At 41.5% G+C, this 18,318-nt stretch carries 18 protein-coding genes; 15 read left to right on the top strand and 3 right to left on the bottom strand.

Annotated elements, in window-relative coordinates:
- The first annotated feature begins 90 nt into the window (after positions 1-90).
- The 7 genes from SG0102_RS10990 to proS all read left to right on the top strand — a co-directional run bounded on the left by SG0102_RS10990 (position 91) and on the right by proS (position 9,463).
- Positions 91-1,338: a DUF1015 domain-containing protein gene (locus SG0102_RS10990; protein WP_125119963.1), complete on the top strand. Its 1,248-nt coding sequence runs from the start codon at positions 91-93 to the stop codon at positions 1,336-1,338.
- A 70-nt stretch (positions 1,339-1,408) separates the two neighbouring features.
- Positions 1,409-2,149 carry a hypothetical protein gene (locus tag SG0102_RS10985; RefSeq protein WP_125119962.1) on the top strand — a complete coding sequence of 247 codons (741 nt, stop codon included), beginning with the start codon at positions 1,409-1,411 and terminating at the stop codon, positions 2,147-2,149.
- 279 nt (positions 2,150-2,428) lie between these two features.
- Positions 2,429-3,385, top strand: coding sequence for a 2-hydroxyacid dehydrogenase (locus tag SG0102_RS10980; RefSeq protein WP_125119961.1), 957 nt, complete (start codon positions 2,429-2,431; stop codon positions 3,383-3,385).
- Positions 3,386-3,391: 6 nt separating this feature from the next.
- Positions 3,392-3,802 carry a GNAT family N-acetyltransferase gene (locus tag SG0102_RS10975; protein WP_157983033.1) on the top strand — a complete coding sequence of 137 codons (411 nt, stop codon included), beginning with the start codon at positions 3,392-3,394 and terminating at the stop codon, positions 3,800-3,802.
- Positions 3,799-4,902, top strand: a complete 1,104-nt coding sequence (locus tag SG0102_RS10970; RefSeq protein WP_162300201.1) for an exonuclease SbcCD subunit D — start codon at positions 3,799-3,801, stop codon at positions 4,900-4,902. Before SG0102_RS10975 ends, SG0102_RS10970 begins: the two co-directional genes overlap by 4 nt.
- Entirely contained in the window at positions 4,899-7,961 is a 3,063-nt protein-coding gene (locus SG0102_RS10965; protein WP_125119958.1) for an AAA family ATPase, read from the top strand. The genes SG0102_RS10970 and SG0102_RS10965 overlap by 4 nt, the downstream gene beginning before the upstream one ends.
- 62 nt (positions 7,962-8,023) lie before the next feature.
- Positions 8,024-9,463, top strand: coding sequence for a proline--tRNA ligase (gene proS, locus SG0102_RS10960; protein WP_125119957.1), 1,440 nt, complete (start codon positions 8,024-8,026; stop codon positions 9,461-9,463).
- A 27-nt stretch (positions 9,464-9,490) separates the two neighbouring features.
- On the opposite strand, the gene SG0102_RS15380 is transcribed toward proS, so the two are convergent.
- Both SG0102_RS15380 and SG0102_RS10955 read right to left on the bottom strand, forming a co-directional pair.
- Entirely contained in the window at positions 9,491-9,631 is a 141-nt protein-coding gene (locus SG0102_RS15380) for a hypothetical protein (RefSeq protein ID WP_157983032.1), read from the bottom strand.
- A gap of 110 nt (positions 9,632-9,741) precedes the next feature.
- A complete protein-coding gene (locus tag SG0102_RS10955; RefSeq protein WP_125119956.1) occupies positions 9,742-10,674 on the bottom strand; it encodes a 3-hydroxyacyl-CoA dehydrogenase in 933 nt (310 codons plus the stop codon).
- A 171-nt stretch (positions 10,675-10,845) separates the two neighbouring features.
- Between SG0102_RS10955 and SG0102_RS10950 the strand changes: the two genes are divergently transcribed.
- The 4 genes from SG0102_RS10950 (at position 10,846) to SG0102_RS10935 (ending at position 13,470) form a co-directional block, all read left to right on the top strand.
- The gene (locus SG0102_RS10950) at positions 10,846-11,670 is read left to right on the top strand and encodes a pyridoxamine kinase (RefSeq protein ID WP_125119955.1); all 825 of its coding nucleotides are present in this window, start codon (positions 10,846-10,848) and stop codon (positions 11,668-11,670) included.
- Between the two features lie 2 nt (positions 11,671-11,672).
- Positions 11,673-12,335, top strand: coding sequence for a TatD family nuclease-associated radical SAM protein (locus SG0102_RS10945; RefSeq protein WP_125119954.1), 663 nt, complete (start codon positions 11,673-11,675; stop codon positions 12,333-12,335).
- A gap of 2 nt (positions 12,336-12,337) precedes the next feature.
- Positions 12,338-13,072 (top strand): tyrosine-protein phosphatase, encoded by a 735-nt coding sequence (locus SG0102_RS10940; RefSeq protein WP_125119953.1) that lies wholly within the window; start codon positions 12,338-12,340, stop codon positions 13,070-13,072.
- 170 nt (positions 13,073-13,242) lie between these two features.
- Entirely contained in the window at positions 13,243-13,470 is a 228-nt protein-coding gene (locus SG0102_RS10935; RefSeq protein ID WP_125119952.1) for an acyl carrier protein, read from the top strand.
- Between the two features lie 12 nt (positions 13,471-13,482).
- Here the strand turns inward: SG0102_RS10935 and SG0102_RS10930 are convergent, their stop codons facing one another.
- Positions 13,483-15,096: a putative polysaccharide biosynthesis protein gene (locus SG0102_RS10930; RefSeq protein ID WP_125119951.1), complete on the bottom strand. Its 1,614-nt coding sequence runs from the start codon at positions 15,094-15,096 to the stop codon at positions 13,483-13,485.
- 156 nt (positions 15,097-15,252) lie between these two features.
- Between SG0102_RS10930 and pyrF the strand changes: the two genes are divergently transcribed.
- From pyrF to SG0102_RS10910, 4 genes are read left to right on the top strand one after another with little or no spacing between them, the layout of a single operon-like run.
- Positions 15,253-15,960 (top strand): orotidine-5'-phosphate decarboxylase, encoded by a 708-nt coding sequence (gene pyrF / locus SG0102_RS10925; RefSeq protein WP_125119950.1) that lies wholly within the window; start codon positions 15,253-15,255, stop codon positions 15,958-15,960.
- Positions 15,961-15,964: 4 nt separating this feature from the next.
- Complete coding sequence (pyrE, locus tag SG0102_RS10920) at positions 15,965-16,603, top strand: orotate phosphoribosyltransferase (protein ID WP_125119949.1); 639 nt, start codon at positions 15,965-15,967, stop codon at positions 16,601-16,603.
- Positions 16,604-16,659: 56 nt separating this feature from the next.
- Positions 16,660-17,463, top strand: coding sequence for an ABC transporter permease (locus SG0102_RS10915; RefSeq protein WP_125119948.1), 804 nt, complete (start codon positions 16,660-16,662; stop codon positions 17,461-17,463).
- An 11-nt stretch (positions 17,464-17,474) separates the two neighbouring features.
- Positions 17,475-18,296 (top strand): ABC transporter ATP-binding protein, encoded by an 822-nt coding sequence (locus SG0102_RS10910; RefSeq protein WP_125119947.1) that lies wholly within the window; start codon positions 17,475-17,477, stop codon positions 18,294-18,296.
- Positions 18,297-18,318 lie beyond the last annotated feature (22 nt).

Below are 18,318 nucleotides of genomic sequence, written 5' to 3'. Positions count from 1 at the left end.
TTCGATATATGCAAAATATGCGATAATATTTCTTGAATAAGAAGAATAAGCTCACTATAATAGGATTAACTTTTTAAGGAGGAACTATTGATGGCACAAGTATTACCATTTCGGGCTATTCGCCCGCATCAGAAAGCGGCCGCTGATGTCGCTGCTTTACCTTATGATGTTTATTCACGCGCCGAAGCGAAAGAAGCGGTGAAAGGACATCCGCTTTCGTTTTTAAATATCGATCGTCCCGAGACGCAGTTTCCTGATGATCATGACATGTATGGGAAAGATGTTTACGCCAAAGCTAATGAGATGCTCGAAGAGGAGCGCGCTGAAGGCATTTTTATTCAGGACGAGCAGCCTTGTTACTACGTGTATGAACTGACCATGGATGGGCGCGCGCAGAGCGGACTTGTGGCCTTATCCTCTATCGATGATTATTTAAATGGCGTCTGCAAGAAACATGAAAACACGGTGGCCAAAAAAGAAGCCGATCGTATCCATCATGTTGATACGACCAGCGCGCAGACAGGGCCAATTTTCTTGGCGTACCGCGCTCAAGAAGCCATTGATGCCCTCATTGCCAAGGCTAAAAAACAAACACCGATTTATGATTTTACCGCGGATGACGGGGTTATTCATCGCGTCTGGATCATTAAAGAAGAAGCGGATATTAAGGCGCTTAAGGATGCCTTCGCGCAGGTGCCTTGCACGTATATTGCCGATGGCCATCACCGCGCTGCTTCAGCGGTCAAGGTTGGTCTCAAACGCCGAAAAGAGCATCCTGATTATACAGGAAATGAAGAATTCAACTATTTCTTATCGGTTTTATTCCCTGATAATCAGTTAAAGATTCTTGACTATAACCGCTTTGTGAAAGATCTGAATGGGTTAGATCAAGATACGTTTATGAATAAGTTGAGTAAGATCTTTACGATCACGCCAAGTGATCAAAGTCATCCCACTCATAAGGGACAGGTAAAAATGTATCTCGATCATAGGTGGTATGCCTTAGATGTCAAAGACGCGATTGCTAAGGTGCGTGATAACGATCCGGTTGACCGCTTGGATGTCGCTTTACTACAAGATGAAGTATTAACACCTATTTTAGGAATCAAGGATCCCCGCACTGACGAGCGTATTCATTTCGTTGGCGGCATTCGCGGCCTGGGTGAACTCGTAAAAGATGTTGATCAGCTGCCTGGAAGCGTCGCTTTTGCGATGTATCCAACGCAGATCAGTGAACTTTTAGCGGTCGCTGATGCCAAGCGTCTGATGCCGCCGAAATCAACGTGGTTTGAACCAAAGCTGCGCAGTGGTTTGTTTATCCATGCTTTTGAACGATAAGAGGAATCTTATCGTTTTTTTATGGCTGATTTGATGTGAAAATGATAAGATGGGAATAGGAGGTGGCGTTATGTTCACAAAGAAAATGGGCGCGGCATTGTTAAGTGTTATGATGATGACATCACTCACGGCCTGCAGTCCTAAACCAAAAGTGAAAACGACAGAATCAGCGGATCAGAGTATTGATCTGACGAATTTTAAGGTGACCATTCCCCAAAAAACATATGTTTATGATGGGAAACCCAAAACCCCAAAAGTTACGGTGACAAGCGGGGATAATGATGCGTTGAAAGAAGGCACGGATTACCGTGTAACGTATTCCAATAACACGAAAGTGGGCACTGCTGATATCACTATAAAAGGTTTAAAAAATTATAAAGGTACGCTGCATCAGACGTTTACGATTGTCAAATCTTTAAAGAAGATTGATGAAACAGCGCTTAAAAATATCCTCAATGAAATGATTGTCTTTGATAGCGGAGATTCCGGCTCAAGTACCAAAGTTGTTGAAGCAGCATCCGATTTACTCACGTATGTGGCGCAGATCAACTTAGCGAAGGCGGATAAAAAGGCTTTAACCAAAGCCGTTACGTCATGGTATACCGGTTTAACAAAAGAGCAGCAGGCCACTTTAGATGGCAACAAGGATTCGATTTTAGATACCGCCGATGGGATTATTGCTCATTATAAAGATTACAGCGATAGTTTAGAAGATGCGGGCGTCTTAGATCAGACCAAAGAGACGCTGAAAGTCAAACATCTTAAGGATGACTGGAAAGCCCTTAAGAAGTTGCTTGAAAAAGTGAAATAGGTCACAAATAAACAAATGTAAAAATAATCTATAAAACATGTGACTTTTTAAGAAAATGTGTTATACTGTAGTCGTTAAATGGATTATCCATTGACTTGTTTTCGGTTCCCGGAGACAATTCTATGACAGGTGCAAAGATTAATACTTCCCTTTACTTATTAAACTGCGGCGTCAAGCCCATATCTGTCATAGAACCTAAAAGCTAAAGTCGCTTCGGCGGCTTTTTTTATATTCTCAAAAGGATGCACGTGGTAAAATAGCATCAGGAGGTTTTTTACAATGAATAAAAAAGTAGTTATTTTAAATGGCGATAAAATGAATTTTGATGGCGTGTTAGATTATCAGATCTTATCGGATCAGGTCACGGTCTATAGTGATACGTCCACTGAGGAAATCTTAGGCCGAATTGAAGAGGCTGAGGTTGTTGTGACTAAGGAATTAAGCGTGCCAAGTGAAGTGCTGATGCAGTTTCCAAAAAGTGTCAAACTGATCGTCGAAGCAGGAACCGGCTATAATAATATTGCTTTAGAGGCAGCTAGTGAAAAGAAGATCACCGTCTGCAATATTCCGGCTTATTCCACCAAGCGGGTGGCGCATACAGCGATCATGTTTATGCTCAATTTATCATCAAGCATGCAGGTGCAGATGAAAATGTTAGCGAAAGGGGATAAACGTAATTTTACGCAGCATTTGATGGTTCCTCACGTCGAACTCAATGATAAAGTCTTAGGTGTTTTTGGCGAAGGACACACGGGCCGTGAAGTGATTGCCATTGCTCAAAGTTTAGGCATGAAGGTTCTGGTGCATACCCGTCATCCTAAAAACACGGAAGGTGTCACCTATGTCACCAAAGAAGCATTATTACAGCAGGCAGATTACATTTCTTTGCATACGGCTTTAAATGGTGATACTTATCACATGATTGGCAAAGAAGAATTAGCTCTGATGAAGCCTTCAGCTTTTCTGATCAATACAGCGCGTGGGGCGCTCATTGATGAAGCGGCCTTGATTGAGGCTTTAAAGGCCCATACGATTGCCGGGGCGGGCTTAGATGTTCAGGAACATGAACCCTTATCCCCAGATTCACCGCTTTTTGATTTAGATAATGTCATAATTACGCCGCATATGGGCTGGAAAGGCAAAGAGACAAGAGAGCGATTATTATCAATTATTAAAGATGATATCGATGCTTTTGAGAAAGGAGCACCTATTAATGTGGTCAACACATTAAAATAAATGCTTATGAGACTGGTTTTAGATGAATTTATTGAAGGTGCCATTCGTCCTGGTTTTACCCCATTTTATATTTATAAAATTATTGTCAATACGGTGCAGGTCGGAACGTTGGTTTTTCGGTTAGGCAGTGATGAAGAGCATCGTTATGATGGGCACATTGCTTATACCATTGATGAAATTCATCGTGGTCATCACTATGCTTATGAAGCCTGTTTATTATTGCGTAAGGAGATTCGTCAAGCGGGTTATGATCATGTCCTGATTACCTGTGATCCAGATAATATCGCTTCTAAAAAAACGATTGCCCGCTTAGGGGCTGAATATGTCGAAACCTTACCGGTGCCAAGCACTCATCGCAAGTTTTTTACACCTCAGGAACATGACAAAGAAATTTATATATGGAGGATGCATTCGTGAAGTTTATCCATTTAGCGGACTTACATTTAGGGCGCCAGTTACATGGCTATGCCTTATTAGATATTCAAAAAGAGTTGCTGGAAAAGGTAACAGCTTATATTCGCGATCATGATATTAGGGTGGTGGTTATTGCTGGCGATGTTTATGATCGCGCTATTCCATCGCAGGAAGCGGTCACGTTACTAAGTGATTTCTTATCCACTTTAATTCTTGATTTACATGTGAAAGTCTTAATGATCGCTGGTAATCATGATGGTGCGGATCGTTTAGACTTTACTTCTTCGATTCTCGAAAAAGAAGGTCTTTATATTTGCGCCAATGCGAAAGCGCAGATGCCTTATGTCGAAATTGAAGATGTGAAATTCTACTTATTACCATTTATCAAACCATCTGGTGTTCATCAGCTCTTCCCTGAGGCCCCTCGAGATAATTATCATGTGGCTTTAGCTTATTATTTAGATAAGCAGGATTTAACCGCGCCAGGCAAGAAAGTCTTAGTAACCCATCAGTTTGTCGGACATCATGCCCAGACCAGTGATTCTGAGTTAACCTTATCAGTGGGCGGCACAGAAGTTATTGATCCAAAGATCTTTGAGTCCTTTGATTACGTTGCCTTAGGCCATTTACATGCTCCGCAGTATGTTGGCCGCGAAACGATCCGCTACAGCGGGTCGCTTGCGAAATACTCTTTTGATGAAGCGCATCAGAAAAAAGGCTTCCTGGTCGTTGATACGAAAGATTTCTCAAGCACCTTTGTGCCTTTAAAGCCAAGCTTAGATGTCCGGGTACTAAAAGGCAGCTTAGATGAACTCATTCATCGGCAGGACGCACATAATGATGATTTACTAGCTGCCGAGCTTTCGGATGAGAAAATTATTCCTCATGCCATTGACACATTAAGGACTTATTATCCTCATATTTTATCGATCAGTTATCCGCAAATTGTCACGACAACGCATTTTGATAAACATTCGATGAGTGAAATCCAAAGTAAAAACGCATTGGATTTATTTATTGATTTCTATCGTGATATGACCATGCGAGAGCCGGACGAAGAGGAAATTCAGCTTATTAGTACACTATTGGAGGACAACGTATGAAACCACTTAAATTAGTCATGCAGGCCTTTTCTACTTATTTAGACAAAACGGAAATTGACTTTTCCGGCCTCAATAGTCAAGGCCTTTATCTGATTTCTGGGGAAACCGGAGCCGGCAAGACCACGATCTTTGATGCCATCTGTTTTGCCCTTTATGGGGAAACTTCCGGCAGTGATCGCGGCAGTGATGTCTTCCGCAGTCAGTATGCCGATTTAAAAACGCCAACGATTGTTGAACTGACTTTTGAACTTGGCAAGAAAAGGTATATTGCGACCCGAAAACTCGTTTATACCAGAGGCGGTCATTTACGCTCTAACCATGATGATACAAGTCTGATTTTCCCTGATGGCACGGAGTTAACTGGAAAGAAACAGGTCAATGATAAAATCAGGGATCTCTTACAAGTCGATGCCAATCAGTTTAAACAGATCGTCATGATTGCCCAGGGGGAATTTTCCAAATTACTGACCGCTTCCAGCAAAGATAAAGAAAAAATCTTCCGGGATATTTTTCATACCGAAAAATTGCAGCGTTTAGAAAAGACTTTAATGATGAAAACAAGCGAATTAGGTAAAGAAACCTCGGATATTCATAGTGCTCTTAATGGGCAATTACGGGCGATTGATCCGGAGATGAGTTATACGATTCATACCTTAGATGATTTAGCAAAAGATTTAGATCAGCAGAAAGCTGATTATGCCGTGCTAGGAGAGACCTATCATCAGCAGGAAGAGACTTATCAGACAATCTTTGATCGTTATCAAACGCAAAAAGCAGTGAATGAAAAAGTCTATGCCTATAAGCAAGCCAAAGCGCATTATGAATCCTTACGTTCACAAAAGATGGAATTCCAGCAAACAGAGCAAAAGATTGCCTATATCAAGCAGGCTAAAGATTTGCAGGTATTAGAAAAAGAGAGTCTCCGAGAAGCGCAGGAATTACAAAATTTAATGCATGAAAAAGAGCAGTTAACGGCCAATCAAAAGAAGCTTCAGGAAAAACTGGATATGTTCCAAGTTGAAAAAGCTAAGCTGCCAGCATTAGAACAGGCGATTGAAGAGGCGTCAATTCAAAAGGCAGAATTAGAAAAAAGCGTTGCCATCAAACAGGAATATGATGAGAAGACAAATGAACGCGCGCGTTTATTAAAACGTTTAGCTGCGCAGGCACAAAAGGAAGCTGCTTTACAGCGCAAGCAGCAAGACCTTGAGGAAACAATCAGGCAAAATAATGAAGCGTTAGAAGCACAAGAGACGCTGCATACACAGCTTCAGGATCTTAAAGATGCTTTGATGCAGATGCAAAATGAAAAGATCGCGAAACTGGAAGAAGCAAGCCTGACGCAGGATGAATTCCATCATAAAGAAAATACCTATTTGGATGCGATGCAAGTGTATCAGGATGCCAAAAGCAAAGCGGATGCGGCGGAAGCCTATGCTTTAGAAGTACGTTTAAGTCGTGATCGTAACAGTGCCGGCATTTTAGCGGCGCACTTACAAGAAGGACAGCCCTGTCCGGTGTGCGGCGCCCTCCACCATCCCCATTTAGCAGCGATGGAAGGGACGAACTATAGTGAAGAAGATTTAGAAAAGGCGCAAAAAGAAGAAAACAAATACAAAAAGATTTTAGTGGAAAAAACAGCCAGCAAAAGCAGTGCCGAAACATCGGCTAATGAAGCGCGCGAGCGTTTAAAAAAGTTGTGTGAGGACTTAGCTATTGACTGGAATGATCAGGATCGTTTACCGTTAAAAGATATTCTCACGAAAAGATTGTTTGCGGCGCAGCAGGAATATCAGGATCAGCAAAAAGAAAGTCAGCGTTTAGAAGCGCAGCTGAAAACGCTGCAAAAGCTCAAAAAAGATCAAAAAGAGCATGAAAAGAAACTGCAGGAATATGTCACTAAACGTAATCAGTTATCGTTAGAAAAGGCCAAAGCGGAAACGAGTGTGCAGGCGTTAAGCGAGCGTCTGCAGGCGATTGCCGAAAGCCATCCGCATTTAGAGGCAATTGATGAAAAGCTAGCAGAGATGACGCAGCTATTAGATAAGCATAAAAGAGAGAAAGCCAAGATTGAAACGAAGGAAAAAACGCTTCAAGCTCAAAAAACGCAATTAACAACTTCCCTTGCTGATAACGCGCAGCGTTATCAAAAACAAAAATTGGTTGCTGCTAGCAAGCAGGAAGCGTTTGCCTCAGCGTTAGATAAGCAAGGCTTTGATGAAGACTTCTATCATAAGATGTGTTTAGAAATTGATCATTTAAAAAAACTGGAAGATGCGCTTGCTCAGTTTAAAGCATCCTATAGTCAAGCGGAAGGCGCATTAGCGCAGGCAAAAAACAATGGCGGAAATGGTCAGCTGATCGATTTAGCCCCATTAGCGGCGCAGGTAAAAGAAGAAAAAGAAAAATTAGAGACGCTTTCTAAGACATATAATCAAAAGGAGAAAACGATTGCCGATCGAGAAAATCTGATGAGTGATATGAAGAAGCGTGATGCGCAGTATCAGAAACTGCAGAAACAGTATCAGCTTTATCATCATCTCGATGAAATGATTCGTGGGAAGAATGATTCCAAAACATCGTTTGAACGTTATGTTTTGCAAGTGTATTTCAATGCGGTTTTACAGTATGCCAATGTCGAACTCAAACGTTTAACCAATGATCGCTATGAATTTGTCATTCGAGAAAATGTCAGCGGGAATGCTGGTGCGGGGTTAGACTTAGATGTCATCGACTACCAGTCGGGGGAATCGCGTCAGGTTAACTCGATGTCTGGCGGGGAAAAGTTTAAAGCGGCGCTCGCCTTAGCTTTAGGCTTATCACAGATGATCCAGTCGCAAGCTGGCGGAATTGAGCTCAATGCCCTCTTTATTGATGAAGGCTTCGGCACTTTAGATGCTGAATCATTAGAAACAGCGATCGATGTGCTCATTGATATGAAGTCGGACAATAAAGTCATTGGGATTATTTCCCATGTGGGGGAATTGGAAAACCGTATCGATGCGAAAATTGAAGTCTTCAAAGGGCCAAAAGGTTCTCATCTGCGCTTAGATCTCTAGATTACGCTTTATATTTTTGAATAATTCGTATATAATAACACCGTTAAGAAAGGGGTACAATTATGGCCAAAAATATTAAAAATGATGCCATTACATCAAGAGATGATGATTTTGCCCAGTGGTATACCGATGTCTGCCGTAAAGCAGAATTAATGGATTATTCCAGTGTCAAAGGGTTTATCATTTATCGTCCATATGGCTATGCTATGTGGGAACAGATCCAGCAGTTTATGGATCGCCGATTCAAGGAAACAGGACATGAAAATGTCTACATGCCAATGTTAATTCCAGAATCATTATTACAGAAAGAAAAAGATCACGTGGAAGGTTTCGCACCAGAATGCGCGGTCGTAACCAGAGGCGGACAAAACGAACTCGAAGATCCGCTGATCGTGCGTCCAACCAGTGAAACACTCTTTAGTGAACATTATGCGAAGATTGTCAAATCGTATCGTGACTTACCAAAGAAATACAACCAGTGGTGCTCAGTTGTCCGCTGGGAAAAGACGACCCGTCCATTTTTAAGAGGTTCAGAATTCCTCTGGCAGGAAGGGCATACAGTTCATGCAACGGAAGAAGAAGCACGCGCAGAAACACTGCAGATGCGTGATGTTTATGTAGAAACTTGTAAAGATTTACTAGCGATTCCACTGATCACCGGACGTAAGACCGAACGAGAAAAATTCGCTGGGGCAGAAGAAACATATACCATCGAAGCATTAATGCATGATGGAAAAGTGCTTCAGTCGGGGACTTCTCATTACTTTGGTCAGGGCTTTGCGAAAGCCTTCGGTATTCAGTTCCTGGATAAGGATAATAAGCAGAAATATATCTACCAGACGTCATGGGGTGCTTCAACGCGTTTACTTGGTGCGATCATCATGGTTCATGGTGATGACAATGGGTTAGTATTACCACCAAGAGTGGCACCAACGCAGGTTGTTATTGTCCCAATCCAGCAACAGAAGCCAGGGGTTTTAGATCAAGCCAATAAAATCTGTGAAAGCTTAAAAGCCAAAGGCATCCGTGTGAAAGTCGATGATTCTGATAAATCTCCAGGATGGAAATTCTCAGAAGCGGAAATGCGCGGTATTCCAGTGCGTATTGAAGTCGGTCCTCGTGACTTAGAAAAAGGTGTCTGCGTCGTTGCTAAGCGTAATGATGGCGTAAAAGATACGATGACGATCGATGAAGCATTACCAGAAAAGATCATTGCCTTAATGGATCAAATTCATAATGAAATGTACGCCAAAGCTGAGGCACATTTAAAAGCGCACATTACGGAATCTACGAACTTTGATGAATTTGGCAAGATCTTAGACACAGTGGGCGGTTATATTAAAACGCCATGGTGTGGTGATGATGCTTGCGAAGTCAAAGTCAAAGAGGCTTATCAGGCGACTTCACGCTGCTATGAACCAAACGAAGCGAAAGAGGACGACGTTTGTCCTTGCTGCGGGAAAAAAGCCAAACATATTATCTACTATGCCAGAGCATACTAAAAAGTCGGATCATTCCGACTTTTTTGTTTACTTATGCGTATGCCAGTAATAGGCATCATCTAAGCCGGTGTAGGTTTCATTACGTACTAAAATCCCATATTCGACAATGGTGGAAAGACGCTTACTGATCTTTAGCCCATGATTATGATCTCTGATTTTCTTTTTCACATCAATATAGTGATACACCTTTGTCTTTTGATTATCTAGAAAATTTCTTCCTCCTGTCTTTATTGTATCCGGAGCAGTTGAAAAAAGCTCCCAAAACGGAGCTTTTCGTGTTATTTGTATTTATAGAAGCCTTCACCGGCATTAATACCGGTTTTTCCTTCGTCGATGTATTTCTTTAACATCGCCGCAATCTTGCCGGCATTAGAATTTGGATCTTTCGCTTCAGGTTTCATGATGACGATATTATAAGCTGTTGTTAAGCCGACAATATCGAGAATTCTAAATGGTCCAGCTGGTGCCCCCGTACCGAGCATCCAGGTTTTGTCGATCGTTTCTGGATCCGCCACATCGTTAGCTGCTAAGTATTCAGCAGCTGTTAAAAATGGCACTAACATCGTATTAAGGATGTAACCAGGCTGCTCTTTCTTTAAGCATAATGGTACCATATGGATCGCTTTTGCAAAGTCCACGACTTCATCGTAATATTTTGAATCTGTACCGGCATGGCCCATGATTTCGGCCGTATTGTTTTTCCAGATTTCATTAGCGAAATGTAAAGCTAAATATTTTTCTGGACGGCCAGTATAAGACGCAAACGTGCTTGGCAGCATCGTTGATGAGTTGGTGGCGATCACCGTCTTGTCTGGCAGATATTTTGCCATTTCGGTGTAGAAAGCAATTTTCTGCTTAGGATCTTCAGCGATACATTCAATGACGAAGTCAGCATCTTTAAACGCTTCTTCATAGCTGGTGGTGAGGGTTAAAGAATCATGCGCCTTGATGGCTCTTTCTTTCATCGCATCAATTTCTTCATCACTTAATTTATCCGTGGCGAAGCCGCGAGGATAAACAGTGGATGTTTTCATCGCTTCTAAGGTATCGACATAGATGTCTTTTAAACGTGCTAATTTAGGGGTAGCACGGCCGATCGATGCTTCTGAGCGCAGCCAAATTGTTACATCAAACCCCCAGAAAGCACTCTGGTAGGCAATCTGTGAGCCGAGGACACCGCCGCCGGCTACCACTACTTTTTTAAAATTCATAATAATGATCACTCCTTTGATTTTTCTCTACTTTTATCTTACCAAAATTACAAAACGGATGCACTGAAAATGCATTCAGTTGTAAAAAAGGGGAAAGGTCACTATAATGAGTGGTAGAACATAATATGTGCAAATAATACATATTTGTGGTAAAGTAAGGCAGGTGTTACCATGAGACAGAAGCGGATGGCGCTGATTAATGATATCACGGGTTTTGGACGCTGCTCGATTGCCATTATGGCGCCGATATTATCGGTTATGAAAATTCAGGCAGTGCCGATTCCCACAGCGATTTTAAGTACCCATACCCAATTTCCTATTTATTATTTTGATGATTATACGGATAAGATGGAAAACTATATACAAACCTATAAAGATCTTCATTTGACTTTTGACGGCATTGCGACGGGCTTTCTCGGTTCAGAAAAACAGGTTGATATTGTCATTGACTTCTTTAAAAATTTTAAAGGGGCAGAGACTTTAGTAATCGTTGATCCGGTGATGGGGGATTATGGTCACCTCTATAAAACCTATACGCCGGCCTTAGCGGATAAGATGAAGGAATTAGTGCCGTATGCGGATATTTTAACGCCGAATTTAACCGAGCTTTGTTCATTACTCAATGAAACGTATCCTGATCATGTTCCAGATAGCGATGAGCTTAAAGAAAAGTGCGAACGCTTAGCTGCGAAAGGGCCGCAGATGATCGTCATTACTGGGATTATTATGAATTCAAGGCAGATCAAGAACTTTATCTATGATCGCGGTCACTGTTTTGAAATTATCGTCAAACGTATTGGCGGAGATCGCAGCGGCACCGGTGACGGGATCACAAGTGTGATCGCCGGTTCTTATATGAATGGGCACAGCTTTTATGAATCAGTCAAGAAAGCCTGTGACTTTACAAGTCAATGTATCGGTTATTGTGAGAAAAACAATGTGCCGAATATTTATGGTTTAGCATTTGAAGAATATTTAAGTGAATTGGGGGAATAAACATGACCATTTTATATACCGTCCATCCCGGTGGACAATATGTCAATTTAGAAAATATCAGTGATGAGGAAATGCAAAGCGGCATTAAAGTGTATGTCAATGCGACCAACCGCTGCCCATGTTCCTGCACGTTTTGTCTGCGCACGAAAAAACATATGGCCGAAAGCAATACCTTATGGTTAAAACGCGAACCGACATTAGAAGAAATCTTAGCGGCGTTTAAGAAATATGACTTAAACAATTTTAAAGAAGTTATTTTCTGTGGTTTTGGCGAACCGTTAGTCCGCAGCGATGATCTGATGCAGGTGGCCGATTATATTAAAAGTATCCGTCCGGATTTACCAATTCGTGTCAATACTGTTGGGTTAGCCAATCAGGTGCATAACCGCGATATCATACCAGAATTAAAAGGGCGCATTGATACCGTCTCAATTTCTTTAAACACCCCATCAAAAGAAGAATACTACAAATTGACGCGCTCAAAATTTGGCCCTGATTCCCAGGATTACATGCTCGCTTTTGCGAAGGAATGTAAAGATTACATTCCGCATGTCGTCTTAACAGTTGTGGATCACGTGATTTCTGATGAAGAGATCGCGCAGTGTCAAAAGATTTGTGATCGCTTAGGTGTCACCTTAAGAGTGCGTCCGTACGAGGAGAATTAAACATGCAATACATGACAAGAGAAGATCGTTATATTGAACTTGAACATATGCCTAATACCAGAGATTTGGGCGGTTATGAAACGCAGGATGGACACTATACCAAGGCCCATCACTATGTTCGCGCAAGCGGTCCATACTTATGCACGGATCATGATCTTGATACGCTTTATGATTATGGCGTTAGAGTCGTCATTGATTTACGCAGTGATTTTGAAAAAGGTGTCATGAAATCACGTCTTGCGCAAGATGATCGTTTTGAAAATATTGAAATCAATCTGATGGACAGTCAGGTGGTCAAGGTTGTCCCTGATGAAGTGCGTGAATATCGCGATCTTGGCGGTGTTTATATTTATGCGTTAGAAGCGCATAAAGAGCAGATCAAAGCGGTTTTTAAGGTCTTTTTAGAGCATCTTTATGACTGTGTGCTTTTCCACTGCTCGGCTGGTAAAGACAGAACAGGCATTATTGCGGCGTTATTATTAGATTTAGCAGGTTGTCATGAATATGATATCGTGAAAGATTATAGTGAATCTTATGCCAATAATGAATCAATCAATGAAGAGTTAGACAAGATGATGGATGAAGATGCAAAAGATTACTTACAGTCTTCACCACGCTATATGATGATCATGTTAGATTATCTGCATGAACATTATGGCTCAGCGCAGGCGTATTTAGAAAGCATCGGCTTAAGTGAAGATGAGGTCATGGATCTTAAAGATTCCTTCATTATTTAAAAGCTAAAACATTTTATGACAAAAAGTGAACAGTCTTAGGAATACGATAGACAAGCAGCTTAATATCGGAAACGAAAAGCTGTGGGAGAAAAATTTATCGTGGGCATGGTTATGTATTGTTCTTGATTGTCAGCGAGAGATTTGTATAATTATTTTGTGAGGTGAAATAAATGGACTATTTTGATAAAATTAAAGAAGCGTTAGCGGATAAGTTAAACGGTAAAGAATTGACAATGGATTCTTCTTTCAAAGATTTAGGCATTGATTCCTTAGACTTAGTAGATTTAGTCTTTGCCTTAGAAGAAGAAATCGGTACGACTTTTGAAGATGATGAATTGTTATCGATTAAAACAGTAAAAGATTTATGCGACTTAATTGATCGCAAAACAAAAAAGTAAGAGAGCAATCTCTTACTTTTTATATACTTTACGGGCGATTTTATCAAAGCCAGGAATATTGTAAAGTACTTGTGGATGATCTTTATAGAAGAATAAAATAATTCCAAAGTACACGACCATGGCAATCATAATCGCTAACATGAGCGGCAGGAAGACACGTCTGGTGAGCGAGAATAAAAGCGTATAGACAAGGTAAGTCGCCACGCCCATAAGCAGGGCAGCGATCGTTGGAATAACGAAGACGCGTTTCCATTTGTATTTAAAGCCAACGATTTTTAATAATGCTTTCTGATTGGTAATACACATCTGGAAGGCATAAACAGTTGTCCCAATCGCTAACATATAAAGGGAATAACGTAAATAGCGATGCGGCATTCCTAATAATAAAACGCTTAATAAAACAACATGGACGATTAATGCCACAACGGCATTTTTCAAAGGAATATTAGGCATTCCTAAGGCCTGCAAAATCCCGTTGGAAATTGTGGAAATGCCATAGAATACAGTCGCGATCGCACCAATTTTTAAAGTCGTGGAAGCGAGCATCAGAGTTTCTCGCTGCGGGAAGAGCACGCCCATGATCGGGTAAGATAAAACGGCTAAACCGACAGCGCAAGGGATAATGACGAGCATTGATACCGAAATGGCATTTTCAATAGCGGCGCGGACAGCTTTTATATCTTTTTTGGCGTAAGCTCCGGAAATAGCCGGAATCGAAGCGGTTGACATCGCACTCGCTAAAGCGACCGGGACATTCATTAAGACCGTATATTTTCCGGCGTAGACACCATAAGTAGAAACGCGGGTAATGCGATCTAAGCCTTTGAATTTCATGATCGAATAGAAGATTGACATATCGACGACGGTGACTAAGTTATAAACACAAGTCGCGATAATAATGGGTGTGACAATATTTAAAATGGCTTTAAAAATAGCTTTTGTACTATCGGCATGGTCATGGCCCGTTTCCATTGTCATACTTGAACGTTTTGACAAGAACATCGTGAATAAATAGATCAGGGCAATCATGACCCCGGCGCCTGTCCCTAAAGCCGAGCCGCCAGCCCCTAGCTGCGCGGAGACAGACTTAGGCAAACCGGCGCCGATGCTGCGGATAAAGAAATAAGCCGCGCCAACAGAGACGATGGCATTAAAAATCTGCTCTAAGATCTGGGAGACCGACGTATAAAGAGTCGTATTGTAAGCCTGGAAATAACCACGCATAACGCCCACTAAACCAGATAAGAAAATGGTTGGGCATAAGATTCTTAAGGCAAAAACAGCTCCGGGATCGACGATCCATGGCGCTAAAATAAAAGTAATGATGGCCGCAGCCCCAGCTACGACGGTAATATAGAGAATCGCACACTTGAAGATTTTTTTCGCATTGGCATATTGTTTCAGGGCGATTTTTTCACTGACAAGCTTTGATATGGCGGTCGGGATGGAATACGAGGAAATCAGCAGGATCATGGCATAAATATTATAAGCGGTTGAATAATAGCCGTTCCCTTCATCTCCAATCATCGCAGTTAACGGACTGCGGTATAAAACCCCGATAATACGGACAATAATACCCGCAATCGCAAGAATCCCAGCTTGCTTGACGATTGACTTTTTGTTCATCTTTTTCTCTCCTTCGCCAAAAAGTATATCACAATGATAGGGTGTCTTCTACAAAATAACGTTTCACGATGTAAAAACGTTGGAAAACGATGGAAAATCATTTAATGAGAGCGTTTCTATGATATAATAAGGCAAACTGAAATAACGGAGGAACATATGGAAAATAAAGTTATTGTGGCGCTGGATTTTCAAGACCAGCAGGCCGTTGCTGATTTTTTAGACAAATTCGCAGGAGAATCGCTCTATGTCAAAGTCGGCATGGAACTTTTCTATGGCGAAGGTCCAGCCATTATTAAGATGATCAAAGATAAAGGACATAAGATTTTCTTAGATCTTAAGTTACATGATATTCCACATACTGTGAAACAGGCGATGAAGCAGTTAGCCCGTTTAGATTGTGATATCGTTAATGTTCATGCCAGCGGCTCGGTGGCCATGATGAAAGCGGCTATTGAAGGCTTAGAAGAAGGCAAAGTACATGACAAACGTCCGTTATGTATTGCCGTGACTTGTTTAACATCTTTAGATCAGGATGTCTTAGATAATGAATTAGGTATTCATGAACCGTTAGAAGATGTTGTTGTCCATTTAGCGAAAAATGCCCAGGCGGCTGGTTTAGATGGCGTGGTCTGCTCGCCGCTAGAATCGAAACCGATTCATGACGCTTTAGGAACAGATTTTTTAACCGTAACCCCAGGAATTCGCTTAGCCGGCAATAATGTCGATGATCAAAAACGTGTAACCACGCCCGCGAAAGCGCGCGCGTTAACCTCAAGTTATATTGTGGTGGGCCGTTCCATCACCGCCGCTGCGGATCCCGTAGCTGCTTATAAAGAAGTTGTGAGACAGTTTGAAGGAGAGTAGAAATATGAACACTGCAGAAAAAATTGCGAAAGATTTATTAGATATCAAAGCGGTCTTTTTAAGACCAGAAGAACCTTTTACCTGGGCTTCCGGAATTAAGTCCCCAATTTATTGTGATAACCGTTTGACTTTATCTTATCCAAATGTGCGAAATGATGTCGAAGATGGCTTAGCTGCTTTAATTAAAGAAAACTTCCCTGATGTCGAAGTCTTAGAAGGCACATCAACGGCTGGCATCGCGCATGCGGCTTTAGTGGCTGAACGTTTAGGGCTGCCAATGGGGTATGTTCGCGGCAGTCACAAATCACATGGCCGTCAGAATAATATTGAAGGTGTTGTTAAAAAAGGGATGAAGGTTGTTGTTGTGGAAGATTTGATTTCCACAGGCGGTTCTTCTTTGGAAGTTGTTGAAGCGCTGCGTGAAGCTGGCTGTGAAGTGTTAGGCTTAGTTGCGATCTTTACTTACGGTTTACCAGCAAGCGTGGAAAACTTTGCGAAAGCCAACTGCAAGTTTGTCACGTTATCTAATTATGACACTTTATTACCAGTGGCAATTGCCCATAACTATGTTTCTCATGATGCTTTAGAAAAACTGCAGGCTTGGAAAAAAGACCCACGTGATGAATCCTGGTTAGATAAATAACTTGATTATGACTCGCAAAAGGAGTAATAATATTATTTTGTCTAGGAGGAAAGAAAATGATTGATGCTTGTAAGTTTGTTCTGAAAGAGAACTTTCAAAACCTCTTTCGTATTTATTCCATTGCGAAGTATCAGGTGTTAGCGGATATGCGAGATTCCAAACTCGGCTTATTCTGGAACTTTGCCAACCCGGTGATCCAGTGTTTAACGTACTGGTTTGTCTTCGGGTTAGTCTTTGATCGAAAGGATGTCGATGGCATTACCTATATCTGGTGGATGCTGGGCGGCATGGTCTGCTGGTTTTTTATCTCACCTTGTATTACTGATGGCTGCAATGCGATTTTCAAGAGGATCAATATCATTACCAAAATGAAGTTCCCGGTCAGTGTATTACCGGCAACAGTCATCTTTGCGAAGCTTTTTGATCATTTTTGTCTAATGATCATTTTAACAGTCTTGCTTGCATGTGGCGGTTATTATCCTTCATTACATTGGTTAGGTTTAGTCTATTACTGCGTTTGTGCGATCATCTTTACCATTTCATTATCGATGACCACATCCGTGCTCAATATGTTAGCCCGTGATACGCGTAAGCTCGTTTTGGCATTGATGCGCCTGCTGCTGTATATGACTCCGATTTTATGGGATATCAAACGATTACCAGGGGTCTTGCAGCGCATTATGTTAACGAATCCAGTGTACTATATTGTCGAAGGGTATCGTGACTGTTTCTTCTACCATAAAGGGTTTATGTATTATAAATATTCGATGGTGACCTTTTGGGTGATTACCGCATTCTTATTTGTCTTTGGCTCAACGATGATGTATAAGTTTAAAGCCAAATTCGTAGACTTTATTTAGGAGGATGACGAATGGATTCCAATATTGCAATTGAAGCGCGCCATGCTTCTAAAATATACGAATTACGAGGAAAAGAGAAAAAAGATGAAGGCGTTAAGTTTTACGCCTTAAAAGATCTTAACTTTACTGTGCAAAAAGGTGAAGTTGTCGGTATTTTAGGTACTAACGGTTCCGGGAAGTCGACCATGTCGATTATCCTAGCGGGGATCTGCGATCCTGATGAAGGCGAAATGATCGTTAACGGCTCACAGGCCTTAGTCGCGATTAATACGGGTCTCAATCAGCAGTTAACCGGAATGGAAAATATCGAACTGAAAGGGGCTTTGTTAGGTTTATCAAAACGACGTATTGATAAAATTAAACAGGGGGTCATCGATTTCGCAGAAATCGGGGACTTCCTCTATCAGCCCGTGAAAAAGTATTCGAGTGGTATGAAATCCCGTTTAGGCTTTGCCATTAACTTATGTCTGGATCCAGAAATTATGATCGTCGATGAAGCGTTAAGTGTCGGTGATAAAGGCTTTGCGGCTAAGTGTCTGGAAAAAATGAAAGAATTACGTGATCAAGGCAAAACGATCATCTTCATTTCCCATAACCTCAAACAGGTACGTGACTTCTGTGATACCGCGATGTGGATCGAAGGCGGGATGCTGAGAGAATATGGCGATATCGATGAAGTCTGTGATCGCTACGCGGAATATGTTGATTACTATAATGGCTTATCAGGTAAAGAGAAAAAGAAAGAACGTGATCGTAAGTTTGCTCGTCGTATTATCAAAAATTCTAAACGTTCATTTTTAGATAAAGTCTTTGCGGCGATCCGTTCAAGATAAGGAGGAACTATGCGTTCAAGAT

The organism is Intestinibaculum porci (assembly GCF_003925875.1).
Classification (GTDB): domain Bacteria; phylum Bacillota_I; class Bacilli_A; order Erysipelotrichales; family Coprobacillaceae; genus Intestinibaculum; species Intestinibaculum porci.
The sequence above is the reverse complement of the archived record's forward strand: the minus strand, read 5'-3'. Positions and strand labels throughout refer to the sequence as shown.